Below are 14,996 nucleotides of genomic sequence, written 5' to 3'. Positions count from 1 at the left end.
GCCTCAGCGCTCCTTGGCGGCCAACTGTCCGCAGGCGCCGTCGATCTCCTGGCCACGCGTGTCCCGGATCGTGGCGGCGATCCCGGCCGACTGCAGGCGCCGCACAAACTCGTGCTCGTCTCGCTTGCGCGAGGCCGTCCACTTGGAGCCGGGTGTCGGGTTGAGCGGGATCGGATTGACGTGCACCCAGCCGGTCCCCCGCCCCTGCCCTGCCAGCAAGTCCGCCAACGCGTCCGCGCGCCAGGCCTGATCGTTGACGTCACGGATGAGGGCGTACTCGATGGAGACCCGGCGGCCCGTCGCCTCAAAGTAGTCGTGGGCGGCTCCGACGACCTCGCCAACGCTGAACCGTGTGTTGATGGGCACGAGGGTGTCGCGCAGTTCATCGTCGGGAGCGTGAAGGCTGACGGCCAACGTCAAGGGCAAGCCCAGATCGCTGAGCGCCCGAATGCGGGGCACAAGTCCCACCGTGGAGACGGTGATCCCGCGCGCCGACATGCCGATGTCGTCCACCATGCGGCGGATGGCCCCCGTGATGGCCCCGTAGTTCGCCATCGGCTCGCCCATGCCCATGAAGACCACATTGTTGAGCCGAACAATCGCCGAGGCGGCTACTACCTGGGCCACGATTTCGGCCGTCGACAGGTTGCGTTGCAGCCCGCCTTGGCCCGTCGCGCAGAACGGGCACGCCATGCCGCAGCCCGCCTGCGACGAGATGCACAGCGTCGCGCGATGACGCCCGGTTCCGCTGCCGGGCTTGCCCGGGACGCCGTACTCCATGAGGACGCTCTCGACCAGGTTTCCGTCGTGGAGCCGCCACAAGGTCTTGCGCGTCGTGCCCTCATCGGCGGTCTGCATGCGCACCTCGTGCAGCAGATCCGGGAAGAACGTCGCCTTGATGGCGTCACGCTGGGCGGCCGGAAGGTCGGTCCACGTGTCCGGGTCCGCGTTCGCGTCTGCGTAGTAGTGACGATCGAATTGTGAGGCTCGGAAGGCGGGCAGTCCCGCGGTGGTCACGGCCGCCCGCCGTTCGTCGGGGTCCAGGTCGGCCCAATGCCGCGGGGGCTTTCCGCGGCGGGGGGCATCGAAGACGAGAGGCAGGACGCGTCCGGCGCGCGCGTGCGCCTCCAGTTCGTCGGCGTGTGCGCGCTCGGCGGGAGTCAGATCATGGGTCATGGCGCAGACAGGCTACCCGCCGGGGACCAACAGGTACATGACCAGCCAGGCGGGCGCGGCGGCCACCAGCATCGCGTCGATGCGATCCATGACTCCACCATGCCCAGGCAGGAAAGAACTCATGTCCTTGATGCCAACATCGCGCTTGACCGCGCTCTCGATGAGATCCCCGCAGGTGCCGAAGAATACGCACACCACGCCGATGATCACCCCGATCCACCAGGCGACCCCCAGCACGAACGCAGCAAGCAGACCGCCGACCACGCACGCGAAGAGCACCGACCCAGCCAGCCCCTCCCAGGTCTTCTTCGGACTGATGGCTGGGGCCAACGGCCGGCGGCCAAACAGCACGCCCACCACATACCCACCGGTGTCGTTCGCGACCACGCACAGCAGGAACGTCACCATGCGGGCGGCCCCCTGCTCACCCGCGAGGATCAGCGCCGTGAAGGAACCCAGCAACGTGATGTAGCCGATGATGAACACCGACGCGGCAGCATCGCGCACGAAGTTCTCGTGACCACGGGGGAACCGCACGATCAAGACCGCCAACACAGTCGCCCCGAGGAACGTCAACAAGACGGAATGCCACGACATCAGGCGGAACCCGACGCCGGTAGCCGCAGCGTAGGTACCGATCACCATCGCGGTCGTACCGATGACGATGGGCACGATCTCGGCGCGCATACCGAGGCGGGCTAGCGCGTTCGATAACTCGATGGCCCCCAGCGAGAGGGCGACCGCCACCAGAAGAATGAACCCCCAATGCCACCACGCCAGCGTGGCGACCACGATGGCGACCAGCCCGACCCCGACCGCGATCGCGGCGGGCAGGTCGCGCCCCGCCGACCGCTTCTTGGGGGGCGGGGCTGCGGTGTCGGTCATCAGACCTCGATCAGTTCCGCTTCCTTGGCCTTGAAAAGCTCGTTAATCTGCTCTTCGTACTTCTTGGTGAGCTGATCGAGGTGCTTCTCGGCGCCGCGGGCGTCGTCCTCGCCGATCTCCTTGTCCTTTTCGAGCTTCTTCACGGCATCGACGGCGTTACGGCGGTTGCCGCGAACCGCGACGCGCCCCTCTTCGGCCTTGGACTTGGCGAGCTTGACGTACTCCTTGCGGCGATCCTCGGTGAGCTGCGGCAAGACGATGCGCACATGCTGGCCGTCGTTGGCCGGGTTGACGCCAAGGTCGGAATCCCGGATGGCCTTCTCGATGTCGTTCATGGAGCCGCGATCAAACGGGCTGATCAGCACCACGCGCGCCTCCGGCACCTGGAAGGTGGCCAACTGCTGCAGCGGGGTCGGGCTGCCGTAGTAGTCCACCATGATCTTGTTGAACATGGCCGGGTGAGCGCGGCCCGTGCGGATGGCGGCGAACTCCTCCTTGGCATGCTCGACCGTGGCCTTCATCTTCTGTTCGGCGCTGGAGAGGATCTCGGAGATCACGTCGGTTCCCTTCGTCAAGAATCGTGGTCAGGCGTGGACCGTGGTACCGATCTTCTCACCATTGACCACCCGGGCGATGTTGCCGCGAACCCCGAGGTCGAAGAAGACCATGGGAAGCCCGTTGTCACGCGCGAGGCTGATCGCGGTGGCGTCGGCCACCTTGAGGTCCTGGGAGAGGAAATCGGTGTAGGTCAGTTCGTCGTAGCGACGTGCCTGAGGGTTGGTTTTCGGGTCGCTGTCGTAGACGCCATCGGTGCCGTTCTTACTCATCAGCAGCACCTGCGCCCCGACCTCGAGGGCGCGTTGCGCGGCAACGGTGTCGGTGGAGAAGAACGGCATACCCGAGCCCGCCCCAAACAGGACGACGCGCCCCTTCTCCATGTGACGGACGGCGCGCAACGGAATGTAGGGCTCGGCAACCTGACCCATCGTGATGGCCGTCTGCACGCGCGTTTCGACGCCTGCCTGCTCCAGGAAGTCCTGCAGGGCCAGGCAGTTCATGACGGTGCCGAGCATGCCCATGTAGTCGGCGCGACGGCGTTCCATCCCACGTTGCTGCAATTGGGCGCCGCGAAAGAAGTTGCCTCCACCGGTGACGATGGCGATCTGGGTGCCGCCGCGCGAGATCTCAGCGATCTCCTCGGCGATGCCGCCGATGATGTCGGGATCGACGCCGACGGCCCCACCCCCGAACGCCTCCCCGGACAGCTTCAGCAAGATGCGGTCGTACGCGGCCATCGGGACTCCTTCATCGGCGGGTGCTCACCGCAGGCGGGAGCTGACAGGGCCCGGATGCGGCGGTGGCGTGCGCCCCGGGATTCTCCCCGGAGGCGCACGCCACTGTAGTGGATTGCGTGGATCTCAGGCGCCGACGGAGAAGCGGACGAACCGCTTCACGGTCACACCGTTGTCCTTGAGCAACTGCCCCACGGTCTTCTTGTCATCGGACACCGACTGCTGCTCCAGCAACGTGACGTCCTTGAAGAAGCCGTTGAGGCGTCCATCGATGATGCGACCGATGATGTGCTCGGGCTTACCCTCTTCCTTGGCCGTCAGTTCGGCGACGTGACGCTCCTTCTCGATCACCTCGGCCGGAACCGCGTCGCGGTCGAGCCACTGGGGGCTCATGGCCGCGATCTGCATCGCGATACCGCGAACGAACTCGTCGTCCTCGGTGCCCTCGTACTCGACCATCACGCCGACCTGCGGGGGCAGGTCCTGGCTACGGCGGTGGAGGTAGACCGCAGCGGGAGCCTCGAACGTCGCCACCTGGGCCAGTTCGAGCTTCTCGCCGATCTTCGCGGACAGGGTGGAGACAGCCTCCTCGATGGTGACGTCACCCAACTGGACGGCCTTGGCGGCCTCCAGATCAGCGGCGCCTGCGGCCTGAACCGCATCGACGATCGCGGCAGCCAGCGACACGAACTCCTCGTTCTTGGCGACGAAGTCGGTCTCGGCACCCAGCTGCACCAGCGTGGTACCAGCGGCGGCCACGAGACCGTTGCTGGCCTCACGGTCGGCGCGGCTGCTCACCTTGGCCGCACCGGTGACCCGCAGGATCTCGGTGGCAGCCTCGAAATCGCCGTTGGCCTCGGTGAGGGCCTTCTTGGCGTCCATCATCCCCGCGCCGGTGGCGTCGCGGAGCTTCTTCACATCAGCGGCAGTGATCGCCATGACGTCGTAACTCGCTTTCGTTGAACAGGTGAGTAAGGGTCACTTGGCGTCGGACGCGGGGGCGTCGACGGCGTCGGCCTGGGCGATGCCGCCCTCGACCTCGTCGACGAGCTCGTTGCCCTGGACGTCGCTGCCCTCCAGCGCCTCAGCCTCGGACGTGGTGGGCTCAACGGCGGCTGCACCAAGCAGTTCGCGCTCCCACTCAGCCATCGGCTCGGCTTCGGTGGTACCAGCCGATGCCCCACCCTGGCTGCGCTGCAGCAGGCCCTCGGCGGCGGCGTCGGCGATGATGCGGGTCAGCAGGGCGACGGAGCGGATGGCGTCGTCGTTGCCCGGGATCGCGTAGTCGACCTCGTCGGGATCGCAGTTGGTGTCGAGGATGCCGACGATCGGGATGTGCAGCTTGCGCGCCTCGTCGATGGCGAGGTGCTCCTTCTTGGTGTCAACGATCCACACGGCCTGCGGGAGGCGGTGCATGTCGCGGATGCCGCCCAGGGTCTTCTCGAGCTTGTCCTTCTTGCGCTCCTCCTGGAGGAGTTCCTTCTTCGTCAGGCCGGAGCCCGCCGCGTTGGTGAAGTCGAGAGCTTCGAGCTCCTTCATCTTCGCGGTCCGCTTGGAGATCGTGGCGAAGTTGGTGAGCATGCCGCCCAGCCAGCGCTGGTTGACATAGGGCATCCCGACGCGGGTCGCCTGCTCAGCAATGGCTTCCTGAGCCTGCTTCTTGGTACCGACGAACAAGATCTGCCCGCCGCGCGCGACGGTCTCCTTGACGAAGCCGTAAGCCTTGTCGATGTAGGTCAGCGACTGGCGCAGGTCGATGATGTAAGCGCCGTTGCGCTCGCCGAGGATGAAGCGCTTCATCTTCGGGTTCCAGCGGCGGGTCTGGTGCCCGAAGTGGACACCACTTTCCAGCAGTTGACGCGTGGTCACGACGGCCATGGCCGTTCCTTTCTGCGGCATCACTCGCGCACAGGCGCGGGCATGGTGATGCCAGTCTCGGTTGTTCAGGACCGACCATCGGCCCTGCCTGGTGCAGCGCCCCTCGCCGCCCCCTGTCGGGGACCGATGGTGAGAAGACGGTGGTCTGCACGCGTAGTCGATCCGGCGCCAGCCGGGTCGCTGCCTCTATCTTACGGCCCTGCCCGGGGGCCTCACCAAATCCCTCCAACTCTCCGTCCGGTCTTCTGCGACCGCTGCCCTGTGATCGCGTTCGGCCCGGCACTGATGCCCGGGGGCCGTGACGCGGGCCGCCTAACGTTCCGGCACCCCCGATACCTGTGTGGGGAGCGAAAGGAGTTCTCATGGCTGCCACGTTTGCGCGCCGTGTGTGGGCCACGGCGCTGCTCATCGGGCTGATCGCTCTCGGCCAGGTTCCACCGGCCCACGCGGCAGGAGGCTGGCCCTTGTCTGGGGCCGTCGTTCGCGGATTCGACCCTCCCGAGGTGGCCTGGGGGTCCGGTCACCGGGGCATCGATGTGGCGGGCCAGCCAGGCGACGTCATCGTGGCTCCCCGCGACGGCGTGGTGACGTATGCCCAAACACTGGCCGGGCGAGCCGTCTTGGTCCTTGACCACGGCGACACTCGCACCACCTTGGAGCCCGTCACGGCGACGGTGCCGGTCGGGCAGCGGGTCAAGCAAGGCGATCCTCTCGGCGTTCTGGACGCCGGGCATCAGCCGTGCCCTGCTCCGGCGTGCCTGCACTGGGGACTCAAGCGCGGCGACACGTATCTGGACCCTCTTCCGGGTACCCAGGAGGCTCCCCTCTTGCTGCCTGATTCGGCGGCGGAGGCCGTGGGTCGCCGGGTCCGGGAACGTGCCGAGGCCGCGCAGGCGCTCCCTGCACTGACGCCGGATGCTCTCCTCGCAGGGCAAGGAGCGTTGGGACGCCCTGCCGACGCGCGGCTGGGTTCACGCTTTGGGCCACGCTTTCACCCGATCTTTCACGAATGGCGACTCCATGCCGGCATCGACTTGTCGAACGCCTGCGGCACACCGCTGTCGGCCGCTGCCGACGGCAGGGTGAGCCACATGGGGTTCGATTCTTCGGGGGGTTGGCGCCTCATCCTCGATCACGGGAGGGTCAACGGGGTGAACCTCCAGACCGTCTACTTGCACGCCCAGGGCTATCGCGTGCGGGTGGGTGATCAGGTCACCCGAGGTCAGCAGGTCGGGACCATGGGCAGCACCGGGTGGTCGACGGGGTGTCACCTGCATTTCAGCGTCAAAGCAAACGGACGCCAGGTCGATCCCTTGCCATGGCTGGGGTGATCACGCCGACCGGCGAGAGCCGATCAGGCTCGTGGATGGGCCTGACGGAACGCCTCTCGCAGGCGTTCGTTGGTGACGTGGGTGTAAATCTGGGTCGTCGCCAACGACGCGTGCCCGAGCATCTCCTGAACGCTACGCAGGTCGGCCCCACCTTCCAGCAGGTGCGTGGCCATCGCGTGACGCAGGCCGTGCGGGCCCAGGTCGGGCGCCTCGGGGATCGCCGCCAGCGCGGCATGCACCACACGCCGCACGACGCGCGGGTCGATGGCAGCGCCCCGTGCCCCCACGAAGACCTCCGCCACGCCAGCGGCCGCCAGGCGCGGCCGGACGCCCAGCCAGGCCTGCAAGGCGCGTTCGGCGGGTCGCCCCACGGGGGTGCTGCGTTCCTTGTCGCCCTTGCCCACCACGTGGAGAAGATCACGATCCCAGTCGATCTGATCGGGGGTCAGGCTGCACAACTCGGCGACCCGCAGGCCGCAGGAATACAGCACTTCGATCATGGCCAGATCGCGTTGGGCCATCGCTTCAGTCTTGGGGTCTGTCGCCTGGGCCACGGCGTCCTCGAGGTGCGTGAAGAGATCGGTGGCCGCGCCCCGCTCCAGTGTCGGCGGCAACGCCCGGTCGGTTCGCGGCGCCTCCAAGGCGCTCGCCGGGTTGGCTCGGGTGTATCCCCGTGTCTGGGCCCAACGGAAGAACATCCGGGCTGCGGTCGCGCGCCGCGCCATCGTCGCGCGTTCGGCACCTCGCCGATGCAGGTCGGCCAGCCAGGCCCGCAACAGCCGATGATCGACCTCGCCCCATGCCCCGACCCCGTGACGGGCCGCCCAGGTGGCCAGGTCGTCGAGGTCCCCGGCGTAGGCGCGCCGGGTGTGCTCGGCCAAGTTCCTTTCCCAATGGAGATGCTCGCCCCAGGCAGTCGAGGCCTGCATCAAACCCTGAGGGACTTCGGCAGGCGGTGGCGTCTGCGGGCCTTGCGGTTCGTCTGGTCGCTCGCCCTCACGCGGCGGGCGCGTCACAGGCTCCATGGCGTCAGCGTGCCAGAATGGCCCCGTTGTCGAAACGCTGCCACGCAAGGAGTCCCGTAATGCCCATCACCGACTTGATGACCGGTGGAACTGTGCTGCCCATCACTCGCTGGGGTGAGCCGGTGATGCATGAGCAGACCGCACCGATCACCGAGTTCGACGACGACCTGCGCACGCTCGTCCGCGACATGTTCGCCACCATGCGTGCCGCCAACGGTGTCGGCTTGGCCGCGACACAGGTGGGGCGCGGCATCGCCTTGTTCGTCTACGAGTGCCCCGATGGGGACGACCGGATCCAAGCCGGGGCGTTCTGCAATCCGGTGGTGACCACGCCGACGGGTAAGGCTCGACACCTGGAATCGACCGAGGAAGGCTGCCTGTCCTTCCCCGGTGGCTACCAGCCGTTGGCCCGCCCGGACTTGTCCACCTGCGTCGGGCAGGACCCGTGGGGCGAGGAGATCACCGTTGAGGGCACCGGCCTGCTGGCGCGCTGCCTTCAACACGAGACTGATCACCTCAATGGCACGGTGTTCGGCGACCGGCTCTCGGCGCGTTCCTTCCGCAAGCTCGAGCAGCAAAAGAACGATCTGGCGCACCTCTACCCCGCCGACTGGCCCGTGCACCCCAAGAAGGTCACCGGCGACGAGTGAGATCGTTCAGCGCAGGGCCCAGCACGCGACCGCTGTCGCTGCCGCGACATTGAGCGAGTCGACGCCGTGCTGCATCGGGATCGACACGACGGCATCTGCCTGATCGATCCATCGTTGCGACAGCCCGTCGCCCTCGGTCCCCACCACGACAGCCACCTTGTCGGGGACGCCCGCCGCCACGAACGCGTCCAGGCTGATCGCATCGGGCGTGAGAGCGAGCGCCACCACGGTAAAGCCCGCCTCCCGTAGGCGCGGCAGCGCGCTCGCCCAGTCGTCGACCCGCGCCCACGGCAACGAGAACACGGTGCCCATGCTGACCTTGATCGCCCGCCGGTAGAGAGGATCTGCGGCTCGGGGGGCCAGCAGCACCCCGTCCCACCCCAGCCCGGCGGCGTTACGGAGCAGCGCCCCCACATTGGTGTGATCGACGATGTCTTCGGCGACGACCAGGCGACGCGCACCCAACAAATCCGCCATCGGTGTGGGCGGGCGGCGATGCAGAGACGCCAAGGCGCCCCGGTGGACGTGAAAACCGGTCACGGCCTCGGCCATGTCCTCGGTCACGACGTAGAGCGGCACGTCCTCGTGCGGGGCCAGCACGTCGGCGAGCCCGGGGAGCCAACGCTCAGCGAGCAGGAAGGAGCGAGGCTGATAACCCGCCTCCAGCGCCCGGCGGATGACCTTCTCCCCCTCGGCGATGAACAGGCCGCGCTCGGTCTCGACGGCCTTACGCAGGCTGGTGTCGCGCAGGGCCACATAGTCGGACAGCCGGGGGTCGCCAGGATCGGTGATCGTGATGCGCATGCGCCTCAGAGCACCCGCACGGCCGAGCGCCAGGTGGCCCACCACTGGGGGTCGGTGCTGGCTCCCCCTTCGCCCCGGTTCCATACCTGCAGGTAAAGCTCCCGCGCGGTGCCCGTGACGACCACGTCGGCGGGCTCCTCCGCATCGAGCCGGGTGGTCACCACCGCGTCGGCGTCGAAGCGGACCAGCCAGGATCGCTGCACATCGGTGGCGTCGAAGCGGACCCGGCGGGGCGAGTCGGCCCGCAGCGGCGCATCGCGCGCCAGAAAACCGGTGAGGAACTCGTCCACCCCATCGGCGGCCAGGCTTGGGGACAACCACACCTGCGACGCCGTCACCTCACGGCCCAGCCGGGCCGCCATCGCATCGATCGCATGGACGGAGGTTTCGTGCACCATCCGCCGCAGCCAGGCGTCCCGCAGGCGCGGCGCCCCCGGCAGGAAGAAGGGACCCTCCGCGTCGGCGGGTGTGGTGGCCAACACGTTGAGGAGATCGACGAGGCCGTCGTCCAGCCAGTCGAGCAGGTCGGGCACCAAGGCCGCCTCGGCCAGCACCTCGGCCTCCGGCTGCAGAGGCCGGTGGGCCAACTGAGCGGCAGCCCAGCGGTGCACCTGCCCAGTGTGAGCCACCAGATCAGCGACGCTCCAGCCGGCGCAGGTGGGAACGGGGGCATTCAGCCCTGCGCTACCGGCATTCGCGCGCAGCACGGCACCGGCATTGCCGAGCGCCTCCCCCATGTCCCGGACATCCTGCACCTCGATCATGGCCGACACCCTAGTTGCTCACGGCCCGCCTCCCAGACGAGCTTCCGATCGGGACGCCTCGCTATCGTGTCGAGGTGCTGCTTCTCGGATCCTCCAGCCTGATCCAGTCCTCGGTCCCCGGCGACACCGGACGCTGGCGCGCCTTGCTGCGCGCGCCCCGGCTGGAAGCGCTGGTGCGCCGCAGCGAGGACGCCGCGATCGTGGACCACTACGTCCGTTCTCAGGGTCGACCCGACCGGGGATGGGTACGCGCCGCGACGGTGACGACGTCGTGCCTCGCCCCGGCTGCGCTGGCGCAGCGCCCCGACCGATGGGGGCCCCGCTGGCGTCCCGGTGCGTTGGTTGCGCTCATCCCCAGCCAGGAGGGGGTCGCAGCCTGGACGCACGATCCCAGCGTGGACGCCTCGCCCTGGCAGCACGTCGCCTGCCTGGGCGCGGGTGAGGCGGTGGCGCTCGCTGCACACGCGGGGACCCTGCACGCCGTGATCGCGCAGGCGGGACGGGCACGCCATTGGTTCTCTCGTGATGCGGTGTCGTGGCAGGCGGGGCAGTTCCTCGGCCAGACCAACGGGACGCCCGCTCTCACCATCCTTGGCGATCGCCTCGTCGTCGCGCTCCCTCAAGGTGAGGAAGTGCAGATCGTGATCGGGCAGCCACGCACGGGGTGGACGCCTCAGCATCGCGTCGCGTCCCTCTCCGATTCCCCCGCGCTCGTATCGGCGGCTCCTCGGCAGGCGTGGCTCGCTCTTCCTCAGCCAGACACCGGGGTGTCGTGGTGGCGTGGGTCAGCCACGGCGTCCTCGTGGACGCCGATGCCCGACGCGCTCCCTGCCTTGGCCGGGCACGCGCAGGTGCGCTCTGTGGCCTTGAGCGTCACCTCACTGAGCGGCGGATGGGATGCGTCGCGTCTCGGGTTGGGGGCGCTGAACTTGGGCGGCACTCGTCAGGCCTTCTCTGGTCCGGGCGGCTGGGTGCAGGCGCTCGTCGCCGAGGACGACGGTCTTTTCTTGTGGCACCGTGAGCAGCCGCGCGCCCGGGCCGCGTCCGCACGCTGGGTCCGGGCCGCGGCGCTGCGCGTGCCTTCGGTCGGCCCGGTACTGCGGGCCCAGGCCCCGTCGCACAAGGTCGCTCAGATCAGCGGCGAACACGACACCCAACCAGGAGGGAACAGCACCGGCAGCACGCTGAGTTCCTCGCACTCCACCTCCGGGGTGCGAGGAACCGATCTGGGGGTGCGGGTCGAGGTCGGGGATCAGTCGGTGATGCTGTTTGGGGACACGCATTGGCAGCGCAAACGGTGGGCCACCCGTGACGCTTTGGCACTCATCCACGATCCCGACGGTGCCGCCCCCCGCTTTGAGTTCCACGGCGGCCCGCTGCGGTTTCGCGGCCACGGCACCACGATGACCGAGTACGACGTTCCCCTCGACGGTTTCACCCACGCCGGCCAGTGGTATGTGTTCACCTCGTCCAACCATTTCGCTCGCCACCAGGTGATGGGACGCTCCCTGCTGGCCCGCGCCGACGATCGCCCAAGTGCAATCACGGGCCGCACGCGGCGACCCTTTCGGTTCACGACGCTGGCCCAGCTTTCCGACCTGTCCTTCATCAACGTCTCCGCTCAACGGCTTCCCGCCGAGCTGCCCCATCTGCCGTTCCCCGATGCCTCCCAGGGGCTCATCGGATTGTGGGGGTCGGGCTCCTATCGCGCCGACGACCTCCGGTTCGCCGTCCTGGATCCCTCCGCCGACCTCACCTCCCCGCGGTTGGCCTACCTGTCGGGGGTGCATCGTGGCGTCCCGTCCTGGTCGGTCGCCGAGACGGACGCGGTCCCGCTGGTTCGGGGCGCCTTCGGTGAGGTGAGCGTGCGCTGGGTCGCAGCCTTGGGTGCCTACGCCTTGTTGAGCATGAGCGATCCCGAAGACGCAGCGGGAGGCGCCGTCGTCCTGCGTCTGTCGACGCTGCCGTGGGGGCCCTGGAGCGAGCGTCTCGTGCTGTTCGACTGGATCGCTGAAGGGTTGTCCTTTGATGATCCCTCCCGGCGGTTCATTCGCGCTTTTCACGACGACGATCCGGTGGGGGACGCCATCTTCGCCGCGCAAGCAGGACGCCCCGGCGGCGCCTACGCGCCTTACCTGTACGACTCCCGCCCGCACGCCGACGGCGTCGCGCTGCGGTACACGCTGTCCACCTGGAACCCCTACCAGGTGGTGCTCATGGAACACCACCTCAGTGCTGCGGACCTCACCCTGCTGGGCGTGACGCCGGGCTAGGGTTGCCGAGTGGCGCTCCCCAAGTTCAAACCTGACTACTTCCTGCTCGCGATCGTGGCGGCGGCGCTCACGGCGACGTTCCTGCCTGCGGCCGGAATCGGGGCGGTCGTGTTGTCGTGGGCCACCAAGGTCGCCATTTTTTGCCTCTTCTTCCTTTACGGTGCCCGCCTCCACCCGCGCGAGGCGCTCGCCGGGCTCACCCACTGGCGGCTGCACCTGATGATCCTGACGTGCACCTTCGTGGTGTTTCCCGTCGTCGGCTTGCTGATCGCCCAGTTGCCCGCCCAGGTGATCTCACCCTCGCTGATCCCCGGGTTGGTCTACGTCACGCTGTGCCCCTCAACGGTGCAGAGCTCCATCAACTTCACCTCCATCGCGCGCGGCAACGTCGCCGGAGCAATCGTCAGCGCGTCGGCCTCCAACCTGCTGGGCGTGTTCTTGACCCCCCTGCTGGCCATCGCCTTGATGAATACGTCCGGGCAGGCGAATGTCGGCTTCGACTCGATCCTCGATTTGATGGGGCAGATCCTGCTGCCCTTCATCCTGGGTCAGCTGTCGCGGCGGTGGACCGCCGACTTCGTCGCCAAGCACAAGAAGCTGAAGCTGTTCGACCAAGCCTCCATCGTCATGGTCGTTTACTCGGCGTTCTCCGAAGGCGTCCGCGAAGGCATCTGGCACATGGTCGGGCTGACCGACATCGCCGCGCTGATCGGGGTGTGCCTGGTGATGCTGGTGTTCATGCTGTGGCTGACCTGGTGGGGCGCGCGTCGCCTCCACTTCAATCGCGGCGACGCCATCGCGATCCAGTTCTGTGGGACGAAGAAGTCGCTGGCTACGGGGCTGCCCATGGCGACCGTCTTGTTCGCGTCCTCCCCGATCGGGCTGATCATGTTGCCCCTGATGGTTTTCCATCAGGCGCAGTTGATGGCCTGCTCGTGGCTCGCCACGCGCTACGCGCGGCAGGCGAATGCCGTTGCGGCCGCCCAACCCGAAGGCTGAGCGGCCGCAACCGTCACAGGGAAGCGCTCAGGCTTCGGCCACCGGCGCCCACGAAGGCCCGGTCTGGCCCAACGTCTCGTCCAGCTTCGCGAAAATCGGCGTCGGCTTGGCCAGCGGGGTGCCTGCCAGGATCGGTACGGAGTGCCACCGCGCGGCCTCACCCGCGTAATCGCCCATGAGCACCGGGTAGGACGGGCCGCCTTCCTCGTCCACCTCCACGATCTGCGGCTGCGCCGCCCACACGCCCGTTCCGCCCAGCGCTTCGAACACCTTCTGGGCGGCGTGCGGGAGGAAGGGGGTCAGCAGCGTGTTGCAATCGGAGACGGCCTGCAAGGCAACGTGCAGGATCGTGTCGCGTCGAGCAGGGTCGTCCTTCTTCTTCCACGGCTCCTGGTCCGAGAGGTACTTGTTAGCCAGGGACACCACACGCATCGCCTCGCTGATCCCCTGCTTGAACCGCGCGCGCTCCAGCAAAGCGCCGACCGTGGCGAACGCCGCCGTGGACGCGTCCAGCAAGGCGCGATCCTCCGCGGTGAGTTCCCCCGCCTCCGGGATGGCGCCCACGTTCTTGTGCGCCATCGAGATCGACCGGTTGACCAGGTTGCCCCACTCGTTGGCCAACTCGAAGTTCACCCGGCGCACGAACTCGTCCCAGGTGAAGTCGGTGTCTTGGTTTTCAGGGCCCGCGACCGCGATGTAGTAGCGCAGGGCGTCGGGGCCAAACTCGGCCAAGAAGTCGCGCACGTAGATGACCTTGTTGCGGGAACTGGAGAACTTCGACCCCGACATGGTCAAGAACTCCGAACTGACGATCTCCGTCGGAAGATCCAAGACGCCGAAGGAACTCGGCGAGCCTCCCCGCGAGCCCTCCCCGTTGGCACCGATCAGCATGCCGGGCCAGATCACGGTGTGGAAGGTGATGTTGTCCTTGCCCATGAAGTAGTAGGACTCGGCGCCCTCGTTGGTCCACCAGTCCTTCCACGCGTCCGGACGGCCGACGCGACGCGCCCACTCCACCGACGCCGACAGATAGCCCGTCACCGCGTCGAACCACACGTAGATGCGCTTCATATCGGCGTCCTGCCAACCGTCGATCGGGATCCGGACGCCCCAGTCAAGGTCGCGGGTCACGGCGCGAGGCTTGAGATCCTTGGCGAACTCGGTGGAGAACCGGATCACGTTGGGACGCCAGTCCGTCCGCGTCCCCAGCCAGGCCTGCAACGCGTCGGCCAACGCGGGAAGGTCCAAGAAGAAGTGCTCGGTCTCGATGAACTCGGGCACCTCGCCGTTGATCCGGCTGTGGGGGTTGATCAGGTCGATGGGGTCGAGTTGGTTTCCGCAGTTGTCGCACTGGTCGCCGCGGGCGCCCTCGTAGCCACAGATCGGACACGTGCCCTCGATGTAGCGGTCGGCCAGCGTCCGGCCCGTCGAGGGAGAAATGGCGCCCAACTGCCGCTGCGCGACCACATATCCGTTGTCGTACAGCGCCCGGAACAACTCCTGCACGACCGTGGCATGGTTCAGCGTCGTCGTCCGGGTGTAGAGGTCATACGACAACCCCAGCCCCTGAAGGTCCTCCACGATGATGCGGTGGTACTTGTCGGCGGTCTCGCGTGCGGTCAGGCCTTCGCCGTCCGCCTTCACCTGGATCGCGGTGCCGTGTTCGTCGGTGCCCGACACCATCAGCACGTCCTTGCCCACCATGCGCTGATACCGCGCGAAGACGTCCGCCGGAACGGCGAAACCGGACACGTGTCCGATGTGCCGGGGGCCGTTCGCGTACGGCCACGCAGCACAGGTGAGGATCCGAGAAGTCATGCCCGGATTCTATGGCCTGACCCTCACCGTCCGTGCCCGTGGCAACCCGGTGGACCGCACCTGTACGGAAGGTGACCTGGAGACCTCAACATGGTTACCAT

General features: G+C 67.7%; 14 protein-coding genes. 4 read left to right on the top strand and 10 right to left on the bottom strand.

Translation table 11 applies throughout. The features are described from left to right. Nucleotides 1-3 precede the first annotated feature (3 nt). From rlmN to rpsB, 6 genes are all read right to left on the bottom strand, one after another. On the bottom strand, nucleotides 4-1,176 hold the full coding sequence (gene rlmN / locus C1706_RS08715; protein WP_129458853.1) for a dual-specificity RNA methyltransferase RlmN: 1,173 nt from the start codon (nucleotides 1,174-1,176) through the stop codon (nucleotides 4-6). 12 nt (nucleotides 1,177-1,188) lie between these two features. Next, nucleotides 1,189-2,061: a phosphatidate cytidylyltransferase gene (locus C1706_RS08710; protein WP_129458852.1), complete on the bottom strand. Its 873-nt coding sequence runs from the start codon at nucleotides 2,059-2,061 to the stop codon at nucleotides 1,189-1,191. Beyond that, nucleotides 2,061-2,582, bottom strand: coding sequence for a ribosome recycling factor (frr, locus tag C1706_RS08705; RefSeq protein ID WP_431830694.1), 522 nt, complete (start codon nucleotides 2,580-2,582; stop codon nucleotides 2,061-2,063). The genes C1706_RS08710 and frr overlap by 1 nt, the downstream gene beginning before the upstream one ends. A 63-nt stretch (nucleotides 2,583-2,645) precedes the next feature. Then, the gene (gene pyrH / locus C1706_RS08700; RefSeq protein ID WP_129458851.1) at nucleotides 2,646-3,356 is read right to left on the bottom strand and encodes a UMP kinase; all 711 of its coding nucleotides are present in this window, start codon (nucleotides 3,354-3,356) and stop codon (nucleotides 2,646-2,648) included. A gap of 123 nt (nucleotides 3,357-3,479) precedes the next feature. After that, nucleotides 3,480-4,292 (bottom strand): translation elongation factor Ts, encoded by an 813-nt coding sequence (gene tsf / locus C1706_RS08695; RefSeq protein ID WP_129458850.1) that lies wholly within the window; start codon nucleotides 4,290-4,292, stop codon nucleotides 3,480-3,482. A gap of 39 nt (nucleotides 4,293-4,331) precedes the next feature. Beyond that, a complete protein-coding gene (gene rpsB, locus C1706_RS08690; RefSeq protein ID WP_129458849.1) occupies nucleotides 4,332-5,231 on the bottom strand; it encodes a 30S ribosomal protein S2 in 900 nt (299 codons plus the stop codon). 362 nt (nucleotides 5,232-5,593) lie between these two features. Here rpsB and C1706_RS08685 point away from each other — a divergent pair, with 362 nt between their 5' ends. Continuing rightward, nucleotides 5,594-6,562: a M23 family metallopeptidase gene (locus tag C1706_RS08685; RefSeq protein WP_129458848.1), complete on the top strand. Its 969-nt coding sequence runs from the start codon at nucleotides 5,594-5,596 to the stop codon at nucleotides 6,560-6,562. Nucleotides 6,563-6,585: 23 nt separating this feature from the next. Here C1706_RS08685 and C1706_RS08680 read toward each other — a convergent pair whose 3' ends face one another. Then, nucleotides 6,586-7,587 (bottom strand): tyrosine recombinase XerC, encoded by a 1,002-nt coding sequence (locus C1706_RS08680; protein WP_284690560.1) that lies wholly within the window; start codon nucleotides 7,585-7,587, stop codon nucleotides 6,586-6,588. A gap of 59 nt (nucleotides 7,588-7,646) precedes the next feature. On the opposite strand from C1706_RS08680, the gene def reads away from it, so the two are divergent. Further along, a complete protein-coding gene (gene def, locus C1706_RS08675; protein WP_129458847.1) occupies nucleotides 7,647-8,237 on the top strand; it encodes a peptide deformylase in 591 nt (196 codons plus the stop codon). Nucleotides 8,238-8,243: 6 nt separating this feature from the next. Here the strand turns inward: def and C1706_RS08670 are convergent, their stop codons facing one another. Together C1706_RS08670 and C1706_RS08665 are read right to left on the bottom strand one after the other, a co-directional pair. Then, the gene (locus tag C1706_RS08670; RefSeq protein ID WP_129458846.1) at nucleotides 8,244-9,041 is read right to left on the bottom strand and encodes a TrmH family RNA methyltransferase; all 798 of its coding nucleotides are present in this window, start codon (nucleotides 9,039-9,041) and stop codon (nucleotides 8,244-8,246) included. A gap of 5 nt (nucleotides 9,042-9,046) precedes the next feature. After that, on the bottom strand, nucleotides 9,047-9,805 hold the full coding sequence (locus C1706_RS08665; protein ID WP_129458845.1) for a maleylpyruvate isomerase N-terminal domain-containing protein: 759 nt from the start codon (nucleotides 9,803-9,805) through the stop codon (nucleotides 9,047-9,049). Between the two features lie 74 nt (nucleotides 9,806-9,879). On the opposite strand from C1706_RS08665, the gene C1706_RS08660 reads away from it, so the two are divergent. Next, a complete protein-coding gene (locus C1706_RS08660; RefSeq protein WP_129458844.1) occupies nucleotides 9,880-12,078 on the top strand; it encodes a DUF4185 domain-containing protein in 2,199 nt (732 codons plus the stop codon). 9 nt (nucleotides 12,079-12,087) lie between these two features. Continuing rightward, on the top strand, nucleotides 12,088-13,077 hold the full coding sequence (locus C1706_RS08655) for a bile acid:sodium symporter family protein (protein WP_129458843.1): 990 nt from the start codon (nucleotides 12,088-12,090) through the stop codon (nucleotides 13,075-13,077). Nucleotides 13,078-13,104: 27 nt separating this feature from the next. On the opposite strand, the gene metG is transcribed toward C1706_RS08655, so the two are convergent. Further along, nucleotides 13,105-14,895 carry a methionine--tRNA ligase gene (metG, locus tag C1706_RS08650; RefSeq protein ID WP_129458842.1) on the bottom strand — a complete coding sequence of 597 codons (1,791 nt, stop codon included), beginning with the start codon at nucleotides 14,893-14,895 and terminating at the stop codon, nucleotides 13,105-13,107. Nucleotides 14,896-14,996 lie beyond the last annotated feature (101 nt).

Source organism: Propioniciclava flava (genome assembly GCF_004126535.1).
Taxonomy (GTDB): domain Bacteria; phylum Actinomycetota; class Actinomycetes; order Propionibacteriales; family Propionibacteriaceae; genus Propioniciclava; species Propioniciclava flava.
This window is presented reverse-complemented; position numbering and strand designations above follow the sequence as displayed.

What these genes read in the sequence shown, in the direction of transcription:
- C1706_RS08710 (WP_129458852.1), bottom strand. Translation starts at nt 2,061, where the DNA reads ATGACCGACACCGCAGCCCCGCCCCCCAAGAAGCGGTCGGCGGGGCGC.
- rpsB (WP_129458849.1), bottom strand. Translation starts at nt 5,231, where the DNA reads ATGGCCGTCGTGACCACGCGTCAACTGCTGGAAAGTGGTGTCCACTTC.
- def (WP_129458847.1), top strand. Translation starts at nt 7,647, where the DNA reads ATGCCCATCACCGACTTGATGACCGGTGGAACTGTGCTGCCCATCACT.
- rlmN (WP_129458853.1), bottom strand. Translation starts at nt 1,176, where the DNA reads ATGACCCATGATCTGACTCCCGCCGAGCGCGCACACGCCGACGAACTG.
- C1706_RS08665 (WP_129458845.1), bottom strand. Translation starts at nt 9,805, where the DNA reads ATGATCGAGGTGCAGGATGTCCGGGACATGGGGGAGGCGCTCGGCAAT.
- pyrH (WP_129458851.1), bottom strand. Translation starts at nt 3,356, where the DNA reads ATGGCCGCGTACGACCGCATCTTGCTGAAGCTGTCCGGGGAGGCGTTC.
- C1706_RS08685 (WP_129458848.1), top strand. Translation starts at nt 5,594, where the DNA reads ATGGCTGCCACGTTTGCGCGCCGTGTGTGGGCCACGGCGCTGCTCATC.
- frr (WP_431830694.1), bottom strand. Translation starts at nt 2,582, where the DNA reads ATGAAGGCCACGGTCGAGCATGCCAAGGAGGAGTTCGCCGCCATCCGC.
- C1706_RS08670 (WP_129458846.1), bottom strand. Translation starts at nt 9,041, where the DNA reads ATGCGCATCACGATCACCGATCCTGGCGACCCCCGGCTGTCCGACTAT.
- metG (WP_129458842.1), bottom strand. Translation starts at nt 14,895, where the DNA reads ATGACTTCTCGGATCCTCACCTGTGCTGCGTGGCCGTACGCGAACGGC.
- C1706_RS08680 (WP_284690560.1), bottom strand. Translation starts at nt 7,587, where the DNA reads ATGGAGCCTGTGACGCGCCCGCCGCGTGAGGGCGAGCGACCAGACGAA.
- tsf (WP_129458850.1), bottom strand. Translation starts at nt 4,292, where the DNA reads ATGGCGATCACTGCCGCTGATGTGAAGAAGCTCCGCGACGCCACCGGC.